This is a genomic window from Peribacillus sp. NPDC097295, assembly GCF_044761665.1.
Taxonomy (GTDB): Bacteria; Bacillota; Bacilli; order Bacillales; family DSM-1321; genus Peribacillus.
In genome coordinates, this window is sequence record NZ_JBIWCW010000001.1 from 614,756 (window position 1) to 636,443 (window position 21,688).

Genomic DNA, 21,688 nt, shown 5'->3' on the forward strand with positions numbered 1-21,688 from the left:
TCTATTCGATTTTGTATCGTTTTTCGAGCCATTTAAAGAACATCGTTAATACGAGTGTAATCAACAGATAAATGATTCCTGCCAAGAAGAACGGAACGATCGTAAAGTCACGGTTCACCGCCGTCTGGGCAAAGTGTAACAATTCCGGTACAGCCACGGCATAAAGCAACGCGGTATCCTTGACCAGTGTGACAGATTCGTTCGACACCGCAGGAAGTGCGACACGGAACATTTGCGGCAGGATGATTTTTCTCATCGTTTGCCATTTATTCAAACCGAGCACTTGAGCCGCTTCGTACTGACCTTTCTCAACAGCCAACAGACCGCCGCGGAAGATTTCGGCATAATACGCTGCGTAGTTCAAGATGAAGCCTAAACAAGCAGCGACGAAACGATCCAATACCATGTATTCGCCAATCACGGGAATCATCGGCAATCCGAAGCAGATGAATAACAATTGTAGCAATAGCGGCGTACCGCGCATCAAGTATATGTACGCCTCAGCAAGCCAGGCGACAGGCTTGAATTTACTTCTAACCAGTAGGGTTAATAGAAAGCCCAGTGGGATGGAAACGACAATGGCGATCAAAAACAAGAGGACCGTTATTTGGGCCCCTTCCAGCATGGGCTTCAGAATGGAAGTAAGATAATCTATAGACATGAATCGATTCCCCCAAAAACAAAACAGGGTTCCCAAAAGGAAATCCTGTTTGCCTAATATTTGTTCGTTCTTATTTTAATACCTTATTTTCGCCAAACCACTTTTCAGAGATTTTGGCAGCTGTGCCATCTTCGTTCATTTCATCCAGTGCTTTTTGAAGGTCTTTCAGAAGATCTTCATTCCCTTTTTTCACACCCACTCCATATTGCTCCGGAGAAAGTGATTCATCCAGTACCTTGAATGTAGCTTCTTCTTTGGACATATAATAATCAATGACCACTTCATCAATGACGACGGCATCCAAACGGCCAGCCTTCAGGTCACTTAGGGCCAAGACGTTATCGGAGTATTCCGTGATCGTCTTGACCTCGGATTTAATCGGATTAGCATTCAATGCATCTGATGCGGAAGAAAGCGATTGAAGACCGACCACTTTACCTTTTAAATCATCAAGCTTAGTCAACTTGGAATCTTCAAGCGTCACGACCACCTGTGCATTTTCCAAGTACGGTTTTGTGAAAAGGACCTTTTCCTTACGCTCATCCGTAATGGTGTACCCGTTCCAGATAAGATCGATACGTCCACTACTTAACTCGGATTCTTTCGTTTTCCAGTCAATTGGTTGAAATTCAGCTTCTACACCCATTTTTTCAGTGGCGGCTTTGGCATAATCGATGTCAAAACCAGTAATTTCATTATCCTCGTCACGGAATCCCATCGGGGCAAATTTATCATCAATTCCAATCACTAACTTGTCCTCTTTTTCCCCATCATTGGAGGAACAGGCTGCAAGAAGTGAAAACATGGCTACTATAGTCAGAAGAAATATACTCGAACGTTTCATTTCAAAAAAACCACCTTTGGCTGATTGTTGTTCTTTTCACTTTACCTTGCTAATGTATTAAAGTTAACACACACTAAAACTGATTGTCAACGGAATTTTTTAGGATGTTAGTCCCACCTCGAAACCAAGACCATTCCCCCACTTCTGCCTGATTTCATTGTACCTTCACAATCAAAATTTCAAACTTCTTGCAAAAAGTATGGAAAAACGGCAACAAGAGTTTTACTATTATTCTTGGGTAGATATTCAATACCTACTTTGATTGAGCTAGATAGGAGAAGAGTGAGCATGAACAGACGCGAAATAATCGTGAAGGAATTTAAAAATAAGCCGTATAATAAGCAGTATCTCCTTTCTTTTCTAGAATCGTTGGGTTACAAAGACATAGAGGTTACGTTGACGGATGATAAGAAGTATCTGAGATACTATATGAAAGAATCGGAAGAGGACAGGACCTTATTCATCAAGCGTGACCCGGATGGAACGATCAACCAGATATCTTTATATAAAGGAAATCTTAAACAGTTTAAATCCGCTCCACTCGGCTACGGGTTATTATTACTCGCCATTGTCGTTGTAGCCATCGGCACATGGCTCTTGATGACCAGATTTTAACCATAATAAAAAGGCAGGCACCGATTGAGGCGCCTGCCTTTCTTTTGCATCAATCCACATCCCGGCCACGAGAGCTGACCCAAATTTCATACCATTGCTGCCTGTCGAGCTTAAGCGATAGGCTATTAACCGCTGATTGAATGCGTTCAATCCGTCCAGATCCCACGATTGGCATGATGCCAGCCGGATGCTTCATCAGCCATGCGTACAGGACTTCGTCAATATCGTTCGCCCCGATTTCAGCTGCGGTTTTCTTCAGGGCGTTTCGCACCCGGATTGCCTTTTCCGTTTCACTGGTGAAGACAAGTCCCTGATTGAGCGGCGACCAGGCCATTGGCGGCATCTTCTTCTCGATGCACTGGTCCAGTACACCATTCTCGAAGTTGTCTCGGTACATGACGGAAAGCTCTACCTGGTTCGTCACAAGCGGCATGTCCAGGGATGCCTGAAGCATGTTCACCTGTGATGGAAGATAGTTGGATACGCCAAAATGCTTGACTTTCCCTTGTTTTTTCAAAAGTGTAAAGGCTTCCGCTACTTCATCGGGATCGAGGAGCACATCCGGGCGGTGCAACAAGAGGACATCAATATAGTCCGTGTTCAGTTCCTTTAAGGATCGCTCGGCCGATTCGATGATATGCTCCTTGCTTGAATCATAGTGATTGAGCGAGAAGTCATTTTTGCCATTGGCGAGCTTAATGCCGCACTTCGTCACGATTTCCATTCGGTCCCGAAGGTCGGGTTTCGCTTTCAGCACCTTGCCGAAAAGTCCTTCGCATGTGTAATCACCGTAAATATTCGCGTTATCGAAGGTAGTGATTCCCAACTCGAGACATTGCTCGGTCAGAGTTAAGAATTCCTGTGTGGACTTATTCCAGTCCGCCGCCCTCCAGTGCCCGTGGACGATCCTTGAAAAAGACAATCCTTCTTGCAGTGTAACTCGTTCCATAACCGACACCTCTTCCTATTTATTAACCTTTCACCGCTCCGGCCGTCATGCCGGCGATGAAGTACTTTTGCAAAAATACATAGATAATGACCATTGGCGCTGAAGCAATGATGACTCCCGTAAACAGAAGCGGATAATTCGTCATGTATTCACCCTGGAATTCCAGTAAGGCAAGCGGCAGGGTCTTGTACTCGTCTTGCGTGATGAACAGAAGCGGATACAAGAGATCGTTCCAGTGCATCACGAACAGGAAGATGGCCGTTGCCGATAAGGACGGCAGGGATAGCGGCAAGACAATGCGGGTATACATCTGCCAGTTGCCGGCACCGTCCATGATGGCTGCCTCGAATATCGTCTTCGGCAGGGACTTCATGAATCCGGTCAGGATGAACACCCCAACTGGCATCGTCACCGCTATATTGACAATCATCAACCCGACAAGGCTGTTCGTCAATCCTAAATCATACATGAGCTGATAAAGCGGAATCATGTTCGTTTGGGCCGGGACCATCATTCCGAGTGCGAAGAAACTGAACAATAGTCCACCAGCCCAGCCACCCATCCTCACAATTGAAAAGGCAATCAGGCTGGCAAAGAACAAGGTCAGGATGACGGAGACCAACGTGACGGTCAAGCTGTTCTTAAAGTAGGTTCCCATCGACTGGTCGATGAACACATTGACATAATTATCGAACTGAAAGGATTCCGGCAATCCCAGCACATTGCTGTACATTTCAGAAATTGGCTTGAACGTCGACAGGAGAATCGTCAGGACCGGAATGATGATCAATGACGCATAGAGAAGCATCAGTACCGTTTTTGAAAGTTTCATAGCTGTGGTCTCCCCTCCCTAATAGTTTACTCGATCGGCCCGTAAGGCTTTGAATTGTATATATGTAATAACTGCCATCAGAATCATGAACAGTACCGATTCAGCTGAAGCGTAACCGAACTTGAAGCTACGAAACGCCGTGGTATAGATGAAGGTGGCCAGAATTTCCGTCGAGTAGTTTGGCCCCCCTTTGGTCATCGCGAAGATCAAATCGAACGCCTTGAACGACTGAATCGTCGTATAGGCAATGACGATCGTCGCTGCCGGTGCCACAAGAGGCCAGGTGACAGTACGGAACGTCTGCAAGCGGCTGGCCCCTTCAATTCTCGCCACCTCATACAATTCACTTGGAATCGCCTGAAGTCCGGCGACGAAGATGATCAGCATCTGTCCCGTATGGAACCAAACTTGAACGGCTGCAATCGAGAAGATGGCGATGTCCTCATCCCCCAGCCAATTCTGTGAAAGAGACTCGAGGTTCAGGCCAGAAAGCAGGCTGGATAATAACCCCATGTTCGGGTCATAAATGAAGGTCCAGATGAACGCGACCGATACCGAGGAAAGAATCGTCGGGAAAAAGTATAACGCCCGGAGAAACACATTGACCTTCGTATTCTTGATTAAAAACAAAGCGAACAGCAGCGACAGGACTGTCTGGAAAATCACGACGAACAGCATGAACTTGATGTTATTCGTAAAAGCCTTCGCAAAAATGCTGTCCTCCGTCACTAGCTTCACATAGTTATCAAACCCGACGAACTGATAATCGGGTGTGATGCCATCCCAATCGGTGAAGGAATAGAAAAGCGCGCTAAGCGTAGGATAGATGAAAAAGATGAGATACAGAAGTAAACCTGGTGCAATAAACAGGAACAATCGTTTATTCTTCAGCACGATGCATAACCTCCCCTAACAGACAAAAGAAAGAAAGAAAGAGAGAGAGAAAGATTCCCCCCCCTCCGTACGCTTTTCATTCATCGATATTTTGTTTAACGATTTTCTGGGCGTCACTTGCCGCTTTATCTGGTTCCGTTCCGCCGATGACTGCCTGGATGGAAGACAGGACGGCTTTTTCCACGTTCGCGTTGGTAATCGTATACCTCGGCTGGAACCTTGTATTTTTATCCATCCATTCCGTTGAATCTTTCAGAATATCGGACTTATACTCCACATCGTTCAATGTTAAAAGCTGACCCGTTTCATTGGCGTAGGCCGACGCGTTTTCCGGCTCTGTCAAGAAATTGATGAACTTCTTGGCTGCTTCTTGTTTCTTCGATTTGCTGTTCACCGCAAGCATGAAGGTTGTCGTATGGACCCCTTCGTACTTTGCCTCACCCTCGGAAACGGTAATTGGTGCCAGCATCTTCAGCTTGATATCCGGATTGATTGCCTGGATATTCGCCATCGCAAAGGATCCAGTCGCCAGCATCGCCGCTTTTTCCTGGGCTACCAAGGCAATTGCACCGTCATGCTTCACGCTTAAGGAGTCTTTGGAAATATAGCCTTTATCGACAAGCTGCTTAAATTGTGAAAGGGTTTTGACCCACCATTCTTCCGTCAGCTCTGTCTTGCCATTTACTAACTTTGTGAAAACTTCCTCGTCCGGCGCATTGTTCATGACCATCGAATTGATCAGCTGACCTGGTCCAATATCCGCTCCAGGGAAGGCGATGGGAAGGTAGCCTGCCTTTTTCAATTTTTCACACATGTCAAGGAAGCCATCCCAATCCTTTGCAGGTTCTAGTCCCAATTTTTCGAAAAGGCCGGCATTGTAAACGGGCTGGTTGAAGACGAGCTGAAGTGGAAGTGCCAATTGCTTCCCGTCATCCTTACCGACTTCGATCAGGCTTTCATTGAACTTCCCAACAAAGTCTTCACCACTAAGATCCGTGAACAGACCGGCTTTCTTCAGAATCTCGAATTGCGATCCCGGGAACGCCGCGAACACATCTCCCGTCGAACCGTCCTTCAAGATAGTCTGGGCAGTCGATTGGTATTCCTCGGACGGGTATACCGTCATATTGACTTTGATATCCGGGTTTTCTTTTTCGAATTTAGAAATTTGCTCCTTGAAGGCCTTGTTGTCTTCCCCACGCCAGTGGATGAAGCTGATTGTCGTTTTCCCGCCGTCATCTGTAGAACTTTTCGAAGAACATCCGATGACAAGCACCGCCATCATCATACAAACCAATAAAACCGAAAACTTTCTTTTCATGTGATTCCCCCCTATCTTTCTTCTCATTTCAATTCTTTAATTTTGGAAAAAGCAATTCCGCTACCCTATATGATTCTTCCAAGTGGGGATAACCAGATAGAATGAAAGTGTCTACACCCGCTTCCTGGTACTTTTTCATATTGCTAGCTACCTGGTCGGGATTTCCCACCAAAGCCGTTCCTGCCCCTTCCCGGGCCAAACCAATTCCTGCCCAAAGTCCAGGACTGATTTCAAGCGAATCCCTGTTTTTGTACGAGATATCGCTCATCCTGTTCTGCGCATTAGAATCGAAGCCAGCCATCTTCTTTCTCATTTCATCAATTGTATGTTGATCTACATACTTGATTAGTTCATCCGCTGCGGACCAGGCTTCCTCCTCCGTCTCCCTGACGATAACATGAAGCCTTATGCCAAACTTCACCTCTCGCCCTTGTTGTTTTGCCAACTCCCTTACAGTGTCGATTCTGTTTTTGACCACATCGACCGGTTCACCCCATGTCAGATAATGATCGACATGCTTCGCCGCCACTTCATAAGCAGAAGCTGATGTCCCGCCAATGTATAAGGCCGGAGATTGCTTTGGAGTGGAAGGGTGGAGTCGACTATTCTCAATATTAAAATAATTCCCTTTAAAGGTTACAGATTCCTGCTTGAATAATTGATTCCATATAGATAAAAACTCGCCACTCATTTCATAACGTTGATCATGAGTCAAATGGAGTCCGTCCCCGGCCAATTCTTTTGGGTCCCCACCCTGCACGATATTCAGCAGGAGACGGCCTCCGGAAATTTTATTCAAAGTGGCCGCCATCCGCGCAGCTACAGGCGGAGCGACGAATCCAGGGCGGACCGCAACCAGGAATTTCATCCGTTTCGTCAATGGGACAAGACTCGACGCAATCACCCAGGAATCTTCACAAGCAACCCCCGTAGGCAATAGCGCCCCGTCGAACCCGAGCGTGTCGACGGCTTTCGCCACCTGCTCAAGATAATCAATCGTGACCTCACGCTTACCATGCTCCGTACCCAAATACCTGCCTTCTCCCGCCGTCGGTAAAAACCAAAAAACCTCCATGCCTATATCCCCCTTTTACAATAAAAAAAACCAAACGCAAATCGCCCATAGATATGGGTCGATGCCTTTGGTTTTCCAATCAGCTGATTATTCTTATTTGTTTAGTGTGTTTTGTAATTACTAGCTAGTATAGTTGGATTATCCTACTGTGTCAAACCTTTTCTCAATTAGGCATCTCCCTATTATTTAATGCTCGGGATAAGGTTTGGTGAAGATGTTTTGCCAGGAAAAACGTGACTCCATGTACTAATTAAGAAAACAGTTCATCAGCGGATTTTTCGATAGGCAGATGGATTAGAGTTCCTAAAAAAAGGGTATTTTCATGGTAAGGTTTAAGTTGAGTTAGATAAATACTAAAGAAAAGAGGGATTATGCTGAAATATCTATTCGTTTTAACCTTCATGATGGTGACGATGACTGCTTGCGGAAATGAAGATAAAGAGGCGGTACAAAAACAAAATCCTGAACAAACGGTAGATGTTGAAACAGATAAGAGCCAGACGGAAGAGGTAAAGACAGAAACAAAAGAAGCGGATAAACCGAATACGAATGTAGCAAGTGATAGCAAAGCTGAAAAAGCCGATTTCCAGAGTATCATTCCAAGTGACTGGGGCGTTAAGCTACCAACAGATTTCCCTGTGAACAAAGGAAAACATGTAACGGCTATCGCGTCTTCAACACAGAATAAAGCGACTTTTACATTTTATAATACAGACAAACAACTAGAGATCAACGATCCAAAGATAAAAGAAACCGGGCAATTAGTTGGCAAGTTGGTCATTACTCAATATGAAACGGAAAAAGCGGCAAGTGAGGAAATCGATCAAACCGTTTTCACAGATGGTAAAGCTGTTGATTTAGGGCATGGCCTAACGGGGTATCAAGATGCAGGAGCAGGATCATTATTTACAAGTTGGAATGAAGGTCGCTGGGCCCTTATAGCCCGTTCCACTACGGAAAAGTCAGAAGAAAGCTTAGCGACAGCGAAGCAAACTGTCGAATTTTTGGAAACGCATATGATGCCAGTTCCTAAGAAGTATGGGCAATTGCATATCGATGCAAACGAAACAGGCAGCCTTGCAAAATGGCAAAAACAAAAGTTTGTTTATACACTAACTGATTTTGGTGACAACACGCTAAATTGGCTTGTAACCTTTCAATGAAAACATCCTGTCTCCATTAGAAGAAAAATAAGAACTACACTATTGAACTATAGCGTCTTAAGAAGGCCAATTGGCGGCCATTTTGTACAATTCCAATGGCCACTTTTGCAAATATCCGCAACAACAAATGAAGATATTTTCTCTTCTCCTATGTATGAAAAAAGGAACTGTTTCCAGTTCCTTAAACGAAAGAATAGACTCTTTATCTCAAGCAAGATTATGCAAGCTGTTCAATTACCATGGATGCACTCACAACAGCCGCAGATCCTGGGCCGCTTATCGTATTGTTCAGTACAGTAGCGCCGTCGAGATTCCGTAAAGTCAGAACAGTACCAGCAGCTAATGTCACGATAACTTGCCCGCTAAACGTTTGGTTACCAGATGTACTGCCATAATTGGAACCAGCGATTTGAATCCCATTGGCGAATAATGCGAATGCAGACGTACCTTGTTGTGGAAATACTTCATAAGTGATGAGGTACGTGCCTGTTTGTGAAATCGTAATGTCTGTAGATCCTGCAGTATGAACTACGAACCCTGGTGGTACAATTGGTCCGTTTGTGTTAAACGTGACGGATGCACCCGCTGCAAGAGTTTGAGAAGTTGTGTCATAAATATAAGCGAAACCAGGAATTCCACCTGTTGCCCCTGTTGCTCCTGTTCCTCCTGTTGCTCCTGTTGCTCCTGTTGCCCCTGTTGCTCCTGTTCCTCCCGTTCCTCCACCAGTTGGACCTGTTGGACCTGGTGCTCCCGTGGCTCCCGTGGCTCCTCTTACTCCTGCCGGTGCGTTCACTCTCACTCTAACTTTTTGATTAACATTTTGTTGTGATTTTCCTTCGCAACGGCACTTTTTGTGCCCGCAATCACGGCACTTCTTTGATTTGCATCGACAATCTTTATGCTTATTACATTTACCGCATTTGCTCAATTTCCTTCACTCCTTTAATAGTTTCTCATTATCTTATGAGTGAAGGAACCAAATGGCTTGGACCATGCACCAATACACTATTTTCCTTCCACAAAAACAGGAAACCCCCTCTTTATAAAAAGAAAGGGGGTAGTATTTTGCTTCCGGTAATTCACTAACTATGCAAACTTCCCTTCAACCAAGGACGTGCTCGATATGGTCCGATTGGAATTTGAATTAGGCTTGTTATTCCGAGTGAACCCATACTGTATATGTCATCACATACGTTCACATCGAAGCCGAGTAGCGGGTGGCCTCCCATCTCGAGTGCTGTCGCCACTAATAATAATCGCTGGACAAGCATTCCCGCTGCCATCTGTTGAATGCGGTACCCCCTGTATCCTAGCTCTGATTTGAGGTAATCCTTGTTCCCCACCACATGCAGGCAGAGTGGTACTTGCTGTAAATTCACGTTATCCAGTGACAGGGCATATTGCAGTTGGACCCGATAATCCCCTAGCCCCACCTGACATAAGGTATGCGCTGATCGATCATAATAATAGGCACCATCTAACACGCCTTCCACTTGATGCAGACAAGCATATATGGTGACAAGATCATTTGAAATTTCCTGTTCTCCATCCAGGTCATTTGTATACGAGTATGAGGATGTTGCTTCCTGTAGCAATGTCGCTAAATGGACCTGGCTAACCTTACCTAAAATGAAATCCATCTCCGGCGAAAACCGCTTTCGGCAAACATCTGCCAGGTCATATGGCAATCGCTCCGTCCGTGGCAGATGTATCTCATGCCCTTTTTTCTTCATCGCCTCCTTTGCCATCACTTTACGAAATGAGCGAGTCGAGTCGATCATGGATGCTTCATTTATTGAAATTAACATGGGATACTCTTTGATTTTCTTCGACCGGACATAGTGCGTACATGATATCGCCGGCAACTCTTTACATAATTCAGAAGCGGTGTCAGTTTGGCCCGGTCCACTTCCAAACGTACATTCATTTGTAGGTCCCGCATATAAAGGAATGATGGCATAGGTGCTTTCTTCCTGTTCCGATAACCCAATCAGATGATTAATGGCCCGGTCCAGGAACTGAAAGGCAACGCCCGTGGAGAAGCCGAACCTTTTGGTCACCTCCAGTAATTGACCAATCAGGACACCTGCGTCCAACCCTTGCAGGCGATAGGAAAAATCGTGGTATTTATAGAAGTTTTTCCAAAACATCGTCGACACGAAAACCGTTCCAAAACTAGCCGACATATCGCATCGATTGCCAAGAGCCCGGCCCAGGTAGTCATCAAAGTTTCCTTCTCGCAATAATACCAACCGATGGTGTGCCACATCATAATGGTACACACCAGCAGGTAGATCTTCGATTTTCAAGTAGATATACAATTCGTTTGGATACAGCGCTCCCCCAGAAGGAGCAAATCGACGAAAAGACTGCATGAATTCCACTTTTTCCGAGTCGTTCAAGAACTGACTCACTTGAGTAAGGCCGAATACATACCAAAGAAAATGACCGATGCCTTTGAAGTCAGGTCGGGAGGATGATTGGCATGTGTCCAGTGTCAGCGGTACTTCTGATGAGAACGGGTAGACAGGCAAGTCGCGATAGAGTTTATAAGAAAGCGGTGCATCCTCCCAATCCACTTCCCAGTCCGGCGGCCTTACCTTCTCTGTATCGAATTGAAGATTGTGCAGAAATTGATCTAGGCTCATCTCCTGCCTCCTAACCATCGCTTAAGGAAATGGATGCGGATCTTGATTCAGTTGTTCCAGTGTCAGCGGTTGTTTCACAAATCCTAGATCCATCGGGACCTTTAAAACCCTATCGAGCCCCGTTATGCGGGTGAGATGGTGACCGAATGTCATCGGCAACATCCCGGGAATCAATACTTTCACGCAATGCAAGTTATTCTTCCTAAGCTCTGGCGTCGTCTGATCCACCACAAGCACATCAAGGCCATGCTGCTGAAACTGTAACAGAACGCCCTCCAGGTCATCCTTTAAATCAGCATGATACTCCCAAACCTTGAATTCCTCTTCGAATGTACGCAATGGCCGATTTTCTTCGAGTAAAAAACGCAAACGTCCTTCCGCTTGCTTCAGTCCAAACAGCATGCCATGATCATCCATCTGCTGCACGAGAAATGGATCATCCAGCATCTTCTCATACTCTTCCTGATTCGCTTCGAATTTCTCGTCAAGGGTCAGCATCATGCCCGCCAACTCATGAATGGCACTTTTCGCCGCCCGGACCGGATCCAGATGGGCCCCGCCTGCGCAAATGAGGTTCAATCCTTTTTGTTTCCTATTTTTCGCCATCGCCCAAACACTCGGAATTCCATGCTCCATCGTTGCGTTATACAAATGGATATCATACCCCGCTGCTGCTCGCGCCCGGTCCATCATCAACGCCAATTCTTCATCTTTCGCTGAATACGGATCGAGCCGGGGAAGAGGGAGCTTTGCATACCAAGTCAACAGAAATGAATCTCGTTCCACCACTTCAAAAATCCCGTACAGAATCGCCTCTTCCAAACTGCCCCCTAACGCGCAGCCATTGGACGTTTCATAAACAAAACCCTCCCCACAGCCCAAACTGTAATAGGCAAGCAGCTCCGGAACTAAAATCGGGCGCTCCTGTAAAAATGAATAGCTCCAAACCCAATTGATCGGCGTATCTGGATGAAATGGCTTGAAAGGAAAACCAGGTATTCCGTACATTTCATTGGAGTGGACACCAAGCTTACTAGGATCAAGTGCTTCATCTTTCAGGTTGTTGTAGCTGTCATGGACGACGGTCCGCTTTCCCCTCGGTTCAAGGCCGCAATACCGCTCCAAGCCCTCAAGGATCGCCGTCATCTCGCTTATCGCATAGGAATTCGTCCGTCCTGCGGCTCCCTCATCACCCATGAACAGGGGGAGATTCACACTGACATCGGCAAAAGGCGGTACAAGATCGACCATCTTGCTATTTAAAAAGCCCATCCTGTGATCAAGATAATCTTTGGCCAGCACCTGACTCAACTCATCCATGGAGCGGCTACGGTAACTATGGGGTTCAACCTTCGGACTTGGTTGCAACGAAATGCATGCTGCACTTGAAGAGTCATCCCGTATTGAACTACAGACCGGACAGATTGGGTCAGGTAGAAAGGAATGCCGGGAGATGTTCAGTGTTTTCATATTGATGAGAGCTACAGAGTGTTCCGATTGAATAGGTTCTCCTTCGATCACTCTCTTTACCTCTTTTTTAATCAGATAGGCCATTTGCAAGAGTCCCGTGCGCGATGCCGCGGGATCATGGTGTATCCCTCCATTCTCCTGCAACTGCTTCTGGATATCCCACATCTCTTTACGGTCGCGCCCGGCCATGAGATGCCGTAAATCTGCACACTGCGAGCACCCTTCCTTCCCCTTTCGTACCAGTGGACCGACCATTCCCTCGCCAAATGACACAAAGCCTCGGAGCCAAGGAATATGCAGGTTTTCTTCCGCCTTTAGGTGAATAGAGGGATCCCAGGCATCCTGCAGCACGAGGGCCAGGTCAGCGGTTTCCGGTATCTCTACCATAAAATCCGGCTGGTGAATGACCTCATAGTCGTCTGACAATTCTCCATGCACCAGGTCCGCCAACACTCCTTCTCCGACAAGCAATACGACTGATTTCACCTTGATCCCTCCTCTCGCAGAACTACCCCAAACACGCCTGCCAGCTCCGCTTTCAAAATGGGTTCCAATTCTAGTTCAAAGGTCGACAGTTGCTTGCCATTCCAGTCCAACACTTGCATAGCCTCTTGCAACACTTCAAATTCTTTTGTTTCTTCACTCGCTGCAATCCTCAAGGCCAACGGTGTCCTTTTTTCCATAACCACGGACGATGCCTTCAGCCCTTGTGTCTTGAAACTTCCCGTTTTATCTTGGATGACCATGAGCGCCTGCTGTAACGCATTCCGTAATGCGAGGGTAATGTTCAGCCCTACACAGCCAAACCACGCCTCCCCCGTACCGACCCACATGACAGGAAAACCATGTACTTCTTCTCCTAAGCCGATCACCGGATTTCCTGCCATCGTTGTCAATGCTTGCAAATAATACCGGCAGCGCTCATCTTCTATGTGATCAAACTCTATTCGTGCACAAGAGTTGTTTTGCTTGCTTCGCTTGGATAATTCTTCGTCCAAACACTTTTGCAAACCGCGGCACACACATTCAGCGAATGTCTCTCCCGTACCGACACCGACAAATCCCGCTACACCTGCTCCGTCAAGTGGAGATAACGTCGGTAGAAGGTATTCGAGCGTTTCCGTAGCATACACTTCTATCCCGGTCAGTCCCGCTTCCCGCCTTGCTTCTTCATGCAGTAAATCAGAACAGACGATTTCCGGCAATAACGCAGCCGGACCCTCCGACATTGGATTGACCACTTGAACGCCGCACTGAGCAAGCGGCAGTTGCTTCACATCCCCTTCTTCCCAGCTATGAAAAATCCCTGATTGCTTAGATGTCAAACGGCTGAAGGCCCTGAACAACTTACCCGGCTCAACTCGGTTTGATTGCTGTTTCAATCTCAAATCAAAATCCTTTACCCATTTCGCGGCCGCCGTACCCGTTACAAACGGGTGGGGCAAAAATGGGTGCCACCCTCCTTCTAATGTTTCCATATTAAGCAAGTAAAATTGGTTACTTTGATCCGATTCGCTCACACCTGTACTTCTTTTAAATAACTCAAATGCCAATACATTGACCAGTAACGCTTCCGCAGTGGAGGAATCGGAAGAGTATTCCAGTTCTGTAGTCAAAACGGATTGGTGCAGCCGTCGCCACGCGGATTCCCAGCACGAAAGAGATTCCGCGTTCACCATCGGCCCCGCAAGACCGACATGATTAAGACTGATAGCGGGGAAAAACATCTTCTCCTCTTGCCTGCAAGCCGAGTGCAGTGCTCGTAATTCCTCCACATCGCCTTCTTGTGACACAGACACGATATAATCATATGGCCGGATTATTTCCTGCCAAGCACGTTGTTCCCCCTCTGGATTCTGGGGAACCTCCTCCACATCGACTTCCTCATCTGTTTTACGGGCATGGGCAACAAGTTCATCCAATCTCTTTCTATCGGTCGATTCCGTATCCGTTATGTGAATATGAAAGCCAGGCAATCCAGATTCAAGCAAAGCAGAAACCAAAGAATTGAAAAATGGGCCTGAGCCGATTGCCAAAACCTTTAGCTGGCGATACTCTTGAAAACGACGGGCACCCGAATCTCCTACGCTGTCCAAAAACGCAATTTGAGGAGCATACTTATCCACAATCCCATCCGTCAGTTGATGTGGTGCGTCTTGACTGACATCTCGAACGAACCCGTTCTTGTACAGAACTTCGGCAATCTCCATGACCCGATTCCTGTAAGGTCCAGGCAATCCGTCGGTCAATTCACTCAATGCATGATCCCCGTTAAACATCGGGAATAACTGTTCAATCCATTGAACGATGGTGCGGCCTTCCATACGGAACGAACTAACATTATTCCGAAAATACACTCCCCCGTTCGTTTCAGGGAGAAAAAACGTATCCCTATTCACTTTTAGACGCATAGAAGGGTTCAAGTTCTTCATTCCGATCCTCCTAACCAACAAGCTATACTTATGACTATCCCTCTAATCCTATGTATGACAATTTGTCTCTTATGTCTATTTCCACAGAGAAAAGCCCCTGCAGGAACTCTGCAGGGATTCGTTCTTCTCTGAAAACGATTAACGACCGCACCGTCCGCAGCGTCCACAACCTCCGCAGCGTCCACATCCGCCACACCCTCCGATACCACCAAAGAAAAAGCAGCCGAAACAGCCAAGACACCCAAAGCACCCAAATGGGATAAGACGTGAATCTTCCATAGAGTGCTGATTCTGAAATTGATTTGGATCCCAAGGCACCGGCTGACTGGCCTGAAACTGTGGATCCACATTCAACATTTGAAGCTGATTTTGAAACTCATTCATGTATAAAACCTCCGTAATTGAATTAATCAAAATAACGAAGGAGCACTGAAAAAAATAGTCTGTAAGTTTTTCAATCTTTCAAGTACTCCCTCCACACAAAATATGTACGCAGAATGGGTATTGCCACTGATTCAGATGCCCATTTTCACGCATTCCCGAAATGTCTACTCATTAGAGGCGAACAGGCTTATAGTGGCACACCCATTTAGTTGGAATTTCATTGACCGCTCTTTGTTAAATCTTTACAATATTTCTAAGGAGAGGATTTTGTACGATAGAGAGAAAGGAAATGGAGAAAATGCCAAAAAGACACGTGATAATCGGTTTCATCATGACCATACTCCTGGTCATGACAAGTGTTACGGGAGTAGGGTTTGCAAACGATCAAGAATCTACCAAACTAGATTCTTCTACTATTGATACGTTTATGACAAAGGAGATAGAGCGACTGAAGATTCCTGGTGCTTCATTGGCCATCGTTAAGGGAGAACATGTGGAATACTTGCAAGGGTATGGTATTTCGAAAACAGATGGAACGAAGATGACATCGAAAACGCCCATTGTTCTTGGATCCGTCAGTAAATCGTTTACGGCACTCGCCATCATGCAGTTAGTGGAACAGGGGAAAATTCGCTTACAAGATCCCGTTCAAGCCTATATTCCATGGTTTCATATTGCAGATAAAGACGAATCTAAACGAATCACCACCCAACACTTACTGAACCATACGAGCGGCCTTTCTACATATGATGGTCAAGTGGGTATCTCAAAAGGAGATACAACATCAGAAGACCATGTCAAAAGCTTGGCAGACCTTGAATTGAAACACCCCGTCGGTGACCGCTATGAATATTCCAATCTGAATTACAATATTTTAGGTGTAGTCATCGAGGAAGTTACGAATCAATCCTATAAAGACTATGTAAATGAATACATCTTCAAACCGCTAGACATGAAGCAAACATACGCTGACCCTAAAGATGATACAAACCATATCATCGCGGACGGATATCAGACGGCCTTTGGCTTTAAGGTCCCAACAAAGCAACTGAACCATCAGGGCACCGTCTCTTCTGGCTACATCATTTCCAGCGCGGAAGATATGGCAAATTATATGATTGCTCAATTGAATCGGGGAACATTCAACGGGAATAGCATTTTATCAAGGAATAGCATGAATACTTTGCATCATCCCTCATCATTCATAGGGGACGATATGTACTATGCGATGGGGTGGGAAGTGAAAGGGAATGAAATCTCCCATAATGGTTGGACAGAAAACACCTACTCCAAAGTGTTGTTAGACGGGGAGTATGGCATCAGCCTGCAGATCAATTCGATGGATTATTTCAACCTTAATGAATATGATACCATCATAAGCGGAGTGAACAAGCTGGTCCATAATGAAGAACCCCCCACTCCTACTAACCAACCATTTATGAAGTATGTCGTTTTTGATATGATTTTACTGGCCATCATGGCGCTGATTGTCTGGACAGTCTATAGAATTTTCAACCCTGGACGACGTAAAGTAAACAAAATTCTCCGGAATCTGGATGGGGTTTTTACCGTAATGGTTTACTGGCTGCTTCCGTTGGCGATTTTAATTGGATTCCCATACTTATTCGGCCCTTTGTCTACAGTTACATTGTTTGCTCCTGGAATAGGACATCTATTATTTCTACTCCCTTTGCTCCTTTTAATTGTGGGCATCGTTAAATTGGGTAAGGGGATACGCACTTTAAGGAAACCCACTATTTTGGAGAGTTAAGTGGAGTATCATAAAATCTCTATTCATAGAAAAATCCTTGCATTTGTAGCAAGGATTTTTCTATATTTTAGTATAGTCACTTATGTTGACTGGATTCTTTTTTTACTTGCATTCCCTTTCAGCACCATACAGGTACTCGTTGAATGACCAACTAGACTTTGTTTTTCATCATATATATGACATTCCAACAAGCCAACCGATCCACCTTTTTTAATCAAGGTCCCTTCCGCCCGAAGCCTCGTCTTGAAAATGGGTTTAAGAAAATTCAACTTTATCTCAACAGTCGAAAAAAGCTCATCATCTGCCAAAGTGGTTGCAAATGCATAGCCCATTGCCGCATCCGCTATGTCACACAGAATGCCCCCATGTAGTGTTCCCATCGGATTGTGTAGTCTATCCGTGGCTTCCATTTCAACCACGACCCTACCTTCTTCAACTTCCGTTACGTGAAAATCAAGCACCTGTGCAGCAGGCGAACCTGGTAACTCACCCGTTGCCATCTTCTTCAAACCCTCTAAATGATTCAATATTTTCACCATCCTACAAGATAAGTATATTTTTAGAACGCTCATTCTAAAAAGATCAATCCAATATAGCTATAGTTGTATCAATGATGTTTTGAAGTTTTTCTTTATCATCCGTTGTTTTGGCTAACACTCTTATACCAATCAATGAATTATGAATAGATGAAGCTACTTTATCTACATCGAGTTGATCAGATATTTCTCCACTCATTTGACCATGCACTAATAATTCATGGATCAGTGCCTCTGATTTATTAAAGCTTTTCTTAATTCTTGCCGCGATTTCTGGTTCATGTGATGTCATTTCTATGGCTGTATTTACCATTAAACAGCCTGGAGGTCTTTCATCTTTTGGAAAGACTATTGTTTCAAATATTCCTCTGATCGATGACTTGACTGATTGAATCGGCTTGATTTGCTGTATGATTCTTCTCTCGGTACTTTCTTCAAAGAGTTGTAAAGCCCTTAGAAACAAAGACTTTTTATCCCCAAAAGTGTCATAGATACTTCTACGGTGAATGTTCATATAGTCGACTAAATCTTGCATGGAGGTTTTTTCATATCCATTACGCCAAAAAAGCACCATCGCTTTTAATAAAACTGCTCCTTCATCAAACTCTTTGCTTCTAGACATGTTTTGCCTCCTCAAGAAAGATGATACCATTTTTATAACATTCAGTAAATAAATTCCTTTTTGTTTCAATAAACCTTTCCTTTGTCTTTTCAACAGTAAAACTGATAGGTTCGTGATATAATCAACATGAGTTATCAGGAAAAAAAAACCAAATAGAACAGATTGTTTTTTCGGAAAATTAAATCATTTAAGGGGCGAATACATTGGATAACAAAGAACAGACCATTTTTAATCATATGGGAAATACCATTCAAACAGAAGATAGAGAAGTGACCATCGTTTCAAGATATGAAGAACCGCTCATCGCAGTTTTAGGAAATGTTTTAAGTGACGAAGAATGCGATGAATTGATTAGCTTGTCTAAAGAAAAACTGAACCGCTCTAAAATCGGCGTGACACGTGAAGTAAATGAAATGCGAACAAGCAGTAGCATGTATTTTCAAGATGCGGAAAATGACCTCATCACCAAAATTGAAAAAAGAGTTTCTTCTATTATGAATGTACCGGTTGAACACGGAGATGGCATCCAAATTCTTAAATACACCCCTGGTCAAGAATATAAAGCACACTTTGACTTTTTCGCCTCTTCCAGTAAAGCCGCCAAAAACAATAGAATTAGCACACTCGTCATGTACTTGAATGATGTGGAACAAGGCGGAGAGACGTTCTTCCCTAAACTGAATCTTTCCGTATCCCCAAAAAAAGGAATGGCGGTCTATTTCGAATATTTCTATACCGATCAAATCATTAACGAACAAACCTTACATGGTGGGGCACCGGTCATCACCGGAGAAAAATGGGTTGCGACACAATGGATGCGAAAACAAAAAACGACGATCTAAATTCCGGCGTGTCATAAAGCTGTAAGTAGAGGATGGGTAAGTTGATGGAACGAACCACCATCTTTGAAAACAAACCCCTCTCTTCAGTCTTTAGTCCTAACAAAGGCTTTCCGTCCAAATTCGGTTTAGCCTTTTTATTTGGCTACGAAAGAATAGCAGAAGCCCCCTGTGTTCTCAGTTCTATGATTATATAAAATCCCTTTTTTGAATCCTTTAACTTACACCCCTGCAAACAAATGTAAAACACTACATATAAGGAGAAGATTATGTCAAGAAAAGTTCTAGGAATAACACTAGCAATCGTAGGTGCAATTACAATGATAATGAATGTTTCTTTTTTCAAGGAAACAGATTGGTATGATATAACCCGATGGATTTCATTTGCAGTATTTTTTATAGGCTCTGCTATGGTTCCAAACTACCCTAAACCAAAAGATAGTAATTAAAAATCAAGTGAGCTAAAAGGGAAGTAAACTGTTGCTTCCCTCGATTTATCATACTGACCACACTTGTCACCGACAATTCCCCCCTGCTCTTACAACCTACTGTCCTTTACTTCAACTTACACATCTCGATTTAAACCTTCCCTAATGAACAAAAATAATATTCCCCCTACATTTACCTAGCTGAACCTCTACCGACTCTCCAGTTAATGAAGTTTTCCATATGGTTATGTTGTTAATTTTTGTTGACTTTAAAAAAGGAATCAAGTAGACTAAGAAAGCGATCTAATTAAAGTACTCTAATTAAAGTAGTTTGATTAAAACATATACACAGAAGGATGGATGCAACAAATGAAGTTTAAATTTAAACATTTCTTGAAAACACAAGGTGCCATTGCTGCCATTTTCATGGGGATTTTCTATTGTCTATGTATGCTCGGCATTTTCTTACCCGGTTATACAGCGATTCCAGGGAATATCGACGATTTGCCGATTGCGATTGTCAATGATGATAAGGGTGAATACGGCGAAAAGATTGCCGGTCAATTAAAAGAAAACTTACCGTTTAAAGAAATAGAGACCGATGTAACAAATAAACAAGCATTAAAAGATCTCAATAAAAATGATTTAGCGTTAGTCGTACACATCCCGAAAACATTCTCTGCGGATATGCAAAACGGCGAAACATCTTCAAGTATCGACTTTACAATTAATGAAGCAAGCGCGACCGTTGTTTCTTCTTCGATGACTTCAATCGTTAAGGAAATCAATAATCAGTTGAGCACACAGTTCTCACAGCAAACCGCTCAAGGCGTATTGATGAACTTCAATCTGCCAGAAGAAAAAGCGGCTGAAATGGCCAAACAAATCGAAACGGCTTATGCAGGAAATCTAGTTACGATCAATGAAGTGCCAGACGGCATGCATAACAATATGCTGCCAATGTTCTTAACGATGGCGGGATATGTTGGAGCCATGATCGGTGCCATGCAATTGGTGTCCGCATTTAGACAAAGCCGTGGAAAAGCGAGCAAGACTCGTCTATTCATGTATGTACAAATGACTGCCATATTGGTTGCCGTTGTATCGTCACTCGTTGCTTTAGGCATCGCCTATTTAGTCAATGAACCAAGTGGTGACCTGTTCTTCAGTACGTTAGGTCAACAAATGTTAAATTATATGGTATGTTTCAACTTCACGGCTATATTAGTCTTCTTAGTCGGTGATGGCGGTATGGTGTTAAATATCCCCATCTTATTAACACAAACGATCGCAAATGGCGCTACGATTTCACGTGATATGATGTACGCACCTTATGAATGGATGAGCTACATTTCACCAATGTACTACTCAGTGCAAGCATACTTTGCCAACCTATATGGCAACACTAGTCCTGCTCCATACATTTGGTCCATGGTCGCGGTCGGTCTCGGTGCTATGCTGATCAATATTGTCATCGTCGCATTTGTCCACAAAAAGGTGCCTGTGGATAACCAAGTAGCACAACCTGAAACGGAATCTGGAAAGACTGCTTAATGTCCGTTTAGTTTGCTATAATAAGAATAATTCTTTTTTGAAGGAGCTAAATGATGCCCATTCAAGTTTTCATATTGAGCAAACTGATGGAGGATAACAATTATCCTTATAAGTTAAAAAAGCAACTTTCAGATCCCATACCCTTCGATCAACTAGGTGGGCTGACAGAAAGTAAACTGTATTATCATTTTGATTCGTTAGTCAAACAAGGCTTAATCGAGATCGTCGAAATCATTAAAGAAGAACATCGACCAGATAAACAAGTATTCGGGATTACGCCTAAGGGCCGTGAAGAACTTCCGAAAAAAATCTACAAGTTGTTTGAAAATGCCAGCTCCATTAGTGATATGGTGGTGGGACTTGCATACCTCAAGTATGCAGACCGTGATAAGGTCGTCGAAATCCTGAAAAACAACAAAAGGAAGTTCCTTGCAAAGTGGGAGCAAATTGCGGATTTCGAAAAACAGATGAAGATGAAAAAAGATCAAGATAAAGAAAAGCTAGTGGAATATTTAGGTGAATACTTTTCATCCAGAGCAGATCACACCATTCACTGGCTTGATGAGGTAATTAAACGGATTCAACAAGGGGAAATTTAAAGAATAAGTTCAATAAAAAACTGCACGCTCCATTGTTAGGTGACTTTAACA

At 44.2% G+C, this 21,688-nt stretch carries 21 protein-coding genes; 7 read left to right on the forward strand and 14 right to left on the reverse strand.

Annotated features, from left to right (window positions below; translation table 11 throughout):
* Position 1 precedes the first annotated feature (1 nt).
* Together ACIQXN_RS03105 and ACIQXN_RS03110 are read right to left on the reverse strand one after the other, a co-directional pair.
* The gene (locus tag ACIQXN_RS03105; protein ID WP_402961628.1) at positions 2-661 is read right to left on the reverse strand and encodes an amino acid ABC transporter permease; all 660 of its coding nucleotides are present in this window, start codon (positions 659-661) and stop codon (positions 2-4) included.
* A gap of 70 nt (positions 662-731) precedes the next feature.
* A complete protein-coding gene (locus ACIQXN_RS03110; RefSeq protein ID WP_402961630.1) occupies positions 732-1,505 on the reverse strand; it encodes an amino acid ABC transporter substrate-binding protein in 774 nt (257 codons plus the stop codon).
* Between the two features lie 288 nt (positions 1,506-1,793).
* Between ACIQXN_RS03110 and ACIQXN_RS03115 the strand changes: the two genes are divergently transcribed.
* Complete coding sequence (locus tag ACIQXN_RS03115) at positions 1,794-2,120, forward strand: hypothetical protein (protein WP_402961632.1); 327 nt, start codon at positions 1,794-1,796, stop codon at positions 2,118-2,120.
* Between the two features lie 49 nt (positions 2,121-2,169).
* Here ACIQXN_RS03115 and ACIQXN_RS03120 read toward each other — a convergent pair whose 3' ends face one another.
* The 5 genes from ACIQXN_RS03120 to ssuD form a co-directional block, all read right to left on the reverse strand.
* The gene (locus ACIQXN_RS03120) at positions 2,170-3,069 is read right to left on the reverse strand and encodes an aldo/keto reductase (RefSeq protein WP_402961634.1); all 900 of its coding nucleotides are present in this window, start codon (positions 3,067-3,069) and stop codon (positions 2,170-2,172) included.
* Between the two features lie 22 nt (positions 3,070-3,091).
* A complete protein-coding gene (locus tag ACIQXN_RS03125) occupies positions 3,092-3,901 on the reverse strand; it encodes a carbohydrate ABC transporter permease (RefSeq protein WP_402961636.1) in 810 nt (269 codons plus the stop codon).
* Between the two features lie 18 nt (positions 3,902-3,919).
* The gene (locus ACIQXN_RS03130) at positions 3,920-4,795 is read right to left on the reverse strand and encodes a carbohydrate ABC transporter permease (protein ID WP_402961638.1); all 876 of its coding nucleotides are present in this window, start codon (positions 4,793-4,795) and stop codon (positions 3,920-3,922) included.
* A 76-nt stretch (positions 4,796-4,871) separates the two neighbouring features.
* Entirely contained in the window at positions 4,872-6,116 is a 1,245-nt protein-coding gene (locus tag ACIQXN_RS03135) for an ABC transporter substrate-binding protein (protein WP_402961640.1), read from the reverse strand.
* Positions 6,117-6,144: 28 nt separating this feature from the next.
* On the reverse strand, positions 6,145-7,191 hold the full coding sequence (gene ssuD / locus ACIQXN_RS03140; RefSeq protein WP_402961642.1) for an FMNH2-dependent alkanesulfonate monooxygenase: 1,047 nt from the start codon (positions 7,189-7,191) through the stop codon (positions 6,145-6,147).
* 371 nt (positions 7,192-7,562) lie between these two features.
* Between ssuD and ACIQXN_RS03145 the strand changes: the two genes are divergently transcribed.
* Complete coding sequence (locus ACIQXN_RS03145; protein ID WP_402961644.1) at positions 7,563-8,354, forward strand: hypothetical protein; 792 nt, start codon at positions 7,563-7,565, stop codon at positions 8,352-8,354.
* Between the two features lie 217 nt (positions 8,355-8,571).
* Here ACIQXN_RS03145 and ACIQXN_RS03150 read toward each other — a convergent pair whose 3' ends face one another.
* The 5 genes from ACIQXN_RS03150 to ACIQXN_RS03170 form a co-directional block, all read right to left on the reverse strand.
* Positions 8,572-9,282, reverse strand: coding sequence for a BclA C-terminal domain-containing protein (locus ACIQXN_RS03150; protein WP_402961646.1), 711 nt, complete (start codon positions 9,280-9,282; stop codon positions 8,572-8,574).
* 154 nt (positions 9,283-9,436) lie between these two features.
* Positions 9,437-11,002 (reverse strand): SagB family peptide dehydrogenase, encoded by a 1,566-nt coding sequence (locus tag ACIQXN_RS03155; protein WP_402961648.1) that lies wholly within the window; start codon positions 11,000-11,002, stop codon positions 9,437-9,439.
* A gap of 21 nt (positions 11,003-11,023) precedes the next feature.
* Positions 11,024-12,958, reverse strand: coding sequence for a TOMM precursor leader peptide-binding protein (locus ACIQXN_RS03160; protein WP_402961649.1), 1,935 nt, complete (start codon positions 12,956-12,958; stop codon positions 11,024-11,026).
* Positions 12,955-14,904 carry a putative thiazole-containing bacteriocin maturation protein gene (locus ACIQXN_RS03165; RefSeq protein WP_402961650.1) on the reverse strand — a complete coding sequence of 650 codons (1,950 nt, stop codon included), beginning with the start codon at positions 14,902-14,904 and terminating at the stop codon, positions 12,955-12,957. The genes ACIQXN_RS03160 and ACIQXN_RS03165 overlap by 4 nt, the downstream gene beginning before the upstream one ends.
* Complete coding sequence (locus ACIQXN_RS03170) at positions 14,901-15,140, reverse strand: hypothetical protein (RefSeq protein ID WP_402961652.1); 240 nt, start codon at positions 15,138-15,140, stop codon at positions 14,901-14,903. Before ACIQXN_RS03170 ends, ACIQXN_RS03165 begins: the two co-directional genes overlap by 4 nt.
* A 446-nt stretch (positions 15,141-15,586) precedes the next feature.
* On the opposite strand from ACIQXN_RS03170, the gene ACIQXN_RS03175 reads away from it, so the two are divergent.
* Positions 15,587-17,059, forward strand: coding sequence for a serine hydrolase domain-containing protein (locus ACIQXN_RS03175; protein WP_402961654.1), 1,473 nt, complete (start codon positions 15,587-15,589; stop codon positions 17,057-17,059).
* 80 nt (positions 17,060-17,139) lie between these two features.
* Here ACIQXN_RS03175 and ACIQXN_RS03180 read toward each other — a convergent pair whose 3' ends face one another.
* Both ACIQXN_RS03180 and ACIQXN_RS03185 read right to left on the reverse strand, forming a co-directional pair.
* Entirely contained in the window at positions 17,140-17,595 is a 456-nt protein-coding gene (locus tag ACIQXN_RS03180) for a PaaI family thioesterase (RefSeq protein WP_402961656.1), read from the reverse strand.
* 46 nt (positions 17,596-17,641) lie between these two features.
* Positions 17,642-18,217 carry a TetR/AcrR family transcriptional regulator gene (locus ACIQXN_RS03185; RefSeq protein ID WP_402961658.1) on the reverse strand — a complete coding sequence of 192 codons (576 nt, stop codon included), beginning with the start codon at positions 18,215-18,217 and terminating at the stop codon, positions 17,642-17,644.
* Positions 18,218-18,453: 236 nt separating this feature from the next.
* On the opposite strand from ACIQXN_RS03185, the gene ACIQXN_RS03190 reads away from it, so the two are divergent.
* The 4 genes from ACIQXN_RS03190 to ACIQXN_RS03205 all read left to right on the forward strand — a co-directional run bounded on the left by ACIQXN_RS03190 (position 18,454) and on the right by ACIQXN_RS03205 (position 21,637).
* Positions 18,454-19,059, forward strand: coding sequence for a 2OG-Fe(II) oxygenase (locus ACIQXN_RS03190; protein WP_402961740.1), 606 nt, complete (start codon positions 18,454-18,456; stop codon positions 19,057-19,059).
* A 266-nt stretch (positions 19,060-19,325) separates the two neighbouring features.
* Positions 19,326-19,505 carry a hypothetical protein gene (locus ACIQXN_RS03195; protein WP_402961660.1) on the forward strand — a complete coding sequence of 60 codons (180 nt, stop codon included), beginning with the start codon at positions 19,326-19,328 and terminating at the stop codon, positions 19,503-19,505.
* Between the two features lie 348 nt (positions 19,506-19,853).
* Positions 19,854-21,038, forward strand: a complete 1,185-nt coding sequence (locus tag ACIQXN_RS03200; protein ID WP_402961662.1) for a YhgE/Pip domain-containing protein — start codon at positions 19,854-19,856, stop codon at positions 21,036-21,038.
* Between the two features lie 53 nt (positions 21,039-21,091).
* Complete coding sequence (locus tag ACIQXN_RS03205; RefSeq protein ID WP_402961664.1) at positions 21,092-21,637, forward strand: PadR family transcriptional regulator; 546 nt, start codon at positions 21,092-21,094, stop codon at positions 21,635-21,637.
* Positions 21,638-21,688 lie beyond the last annotated feature (51 nt).

Excerpts from the sequence above, each read along its gene's own strand:
- ACIQXN_RS03105 (WP_402961628.1), bottom strand. The coding sequence starts at position 661 with ATGTCTATAGATTATCTTACTTCCATTCTGAAGCCCATGCTGGAAGGG.
- ACIQXN_RS03110 (WP_402961630.1), bottom strand. The coding sequence starts at position 1,505 with ATGAAACGTTCGAGTATATTTCTTCTGACTATAGTAGCCATGTTTTCA.
- ACIQXN_RS03115 (WP_402961632.1), top strand. The coding sequence starts at position 1,794 with ATGAACAGACGCGAAATAATCGTGAAGGAATTTAAAAATAAGCCGTAT.
- ACIQXN_RS03120 (WP_402961634.1), bottom strand. The coding sequence starts at position 3,069 with ATGGAACGAGTTACACTGCAAGAAGGATTGTCTTTTTCAAGGATCGTC.
- ACIQXN_RS03125 (WP_402961636.1), bottom strand. The coding sequence starts at position 3,901 with ATGAAACTTTCAAAAACGGTACTGATGCTTCTCTATGCGTCATTGATC.
- ACIQXN_RS03135 (WP_402961640.1), bottom strand. The coding sequence starts at position 6,116 with ATGAAAAGAAAGTTTTCGGTTTTATTGGTTTGTATGATGATGGCGGTG.
- ssuD (WP_402961642.1), bottom strand. The coding sequence starts at position 7,191 with ATGGAGGTTTTTTGGTTTTTACCGACGGCGGGAGAAGGCAGGTATTTG.
- ACIQXN_RS03145 (WP_402961644.1), top strand. The coding sequence starts at position 7,563 with ATGCTGAAATATCTATTCGTTTTAACCTTCATGATGGTGACGATGACT.
- ACIQXN_RS03155 (WP_402961648.1), bottom strand. The coding sequence starts at position 11,002 with ATGAGCCTAGATCAATTTCTGCACAATCTTCAATTCGATACAGAGAAG.
- ACIQXN_RS03165 (WP_402961650.1), bottom strand. The coding sequence starts at position 14,904 with ATGAAGAACTTGAACCCTTCTATGCGTCTAAAAGTGAATAGGGATACG.
- ACIQXN_RS03175 (WP_402961654.1), top strand. The coding sequence starts at position 15,587 with ATGCCAAAAAGACACGTGATAATCGGTTTCATCATGACCATACTCCTG.
- ACIQXN_RS03185 (WP_402961658.1), bottom strand. The coding sequence starts at position 18,217 with ATGTCTAGAAGCAAAGAGTTTGATGAAGGAGCAGTTTTATTAAAAGCG.
- ACIQXN_RS03190 (WP_402961740.1), top strand. The coding sequence starts at position 18,454 with ATGGGAAATACCATTCAAACAGAAGATAGAGAAGTGACCATCGTTTCA.
- ACIQXN_RS03195 (WP_402961660.1), top strand. The coding sequence starts at position 19,326 with ATGTCAAGAAAAGTTCTAGGAATAACACTAGCAATCGTAGGTGCAATT.
- ACIQXN_RS03200 (WP_402961662.1), top strand. The coding sequence starts at position 19,854 with ATGAAGTTTAAATTTAAACATTTCTTGAAAACACAAGGTGCCATTGCT.
- ACIQXN_RS03205 (WP_402961664.1), top strand. The coding sequence starts at position 21,092 with ATGCCCATTCAAGTTTTCATATTGAGCAAACTGATGGAGGATAACAAT.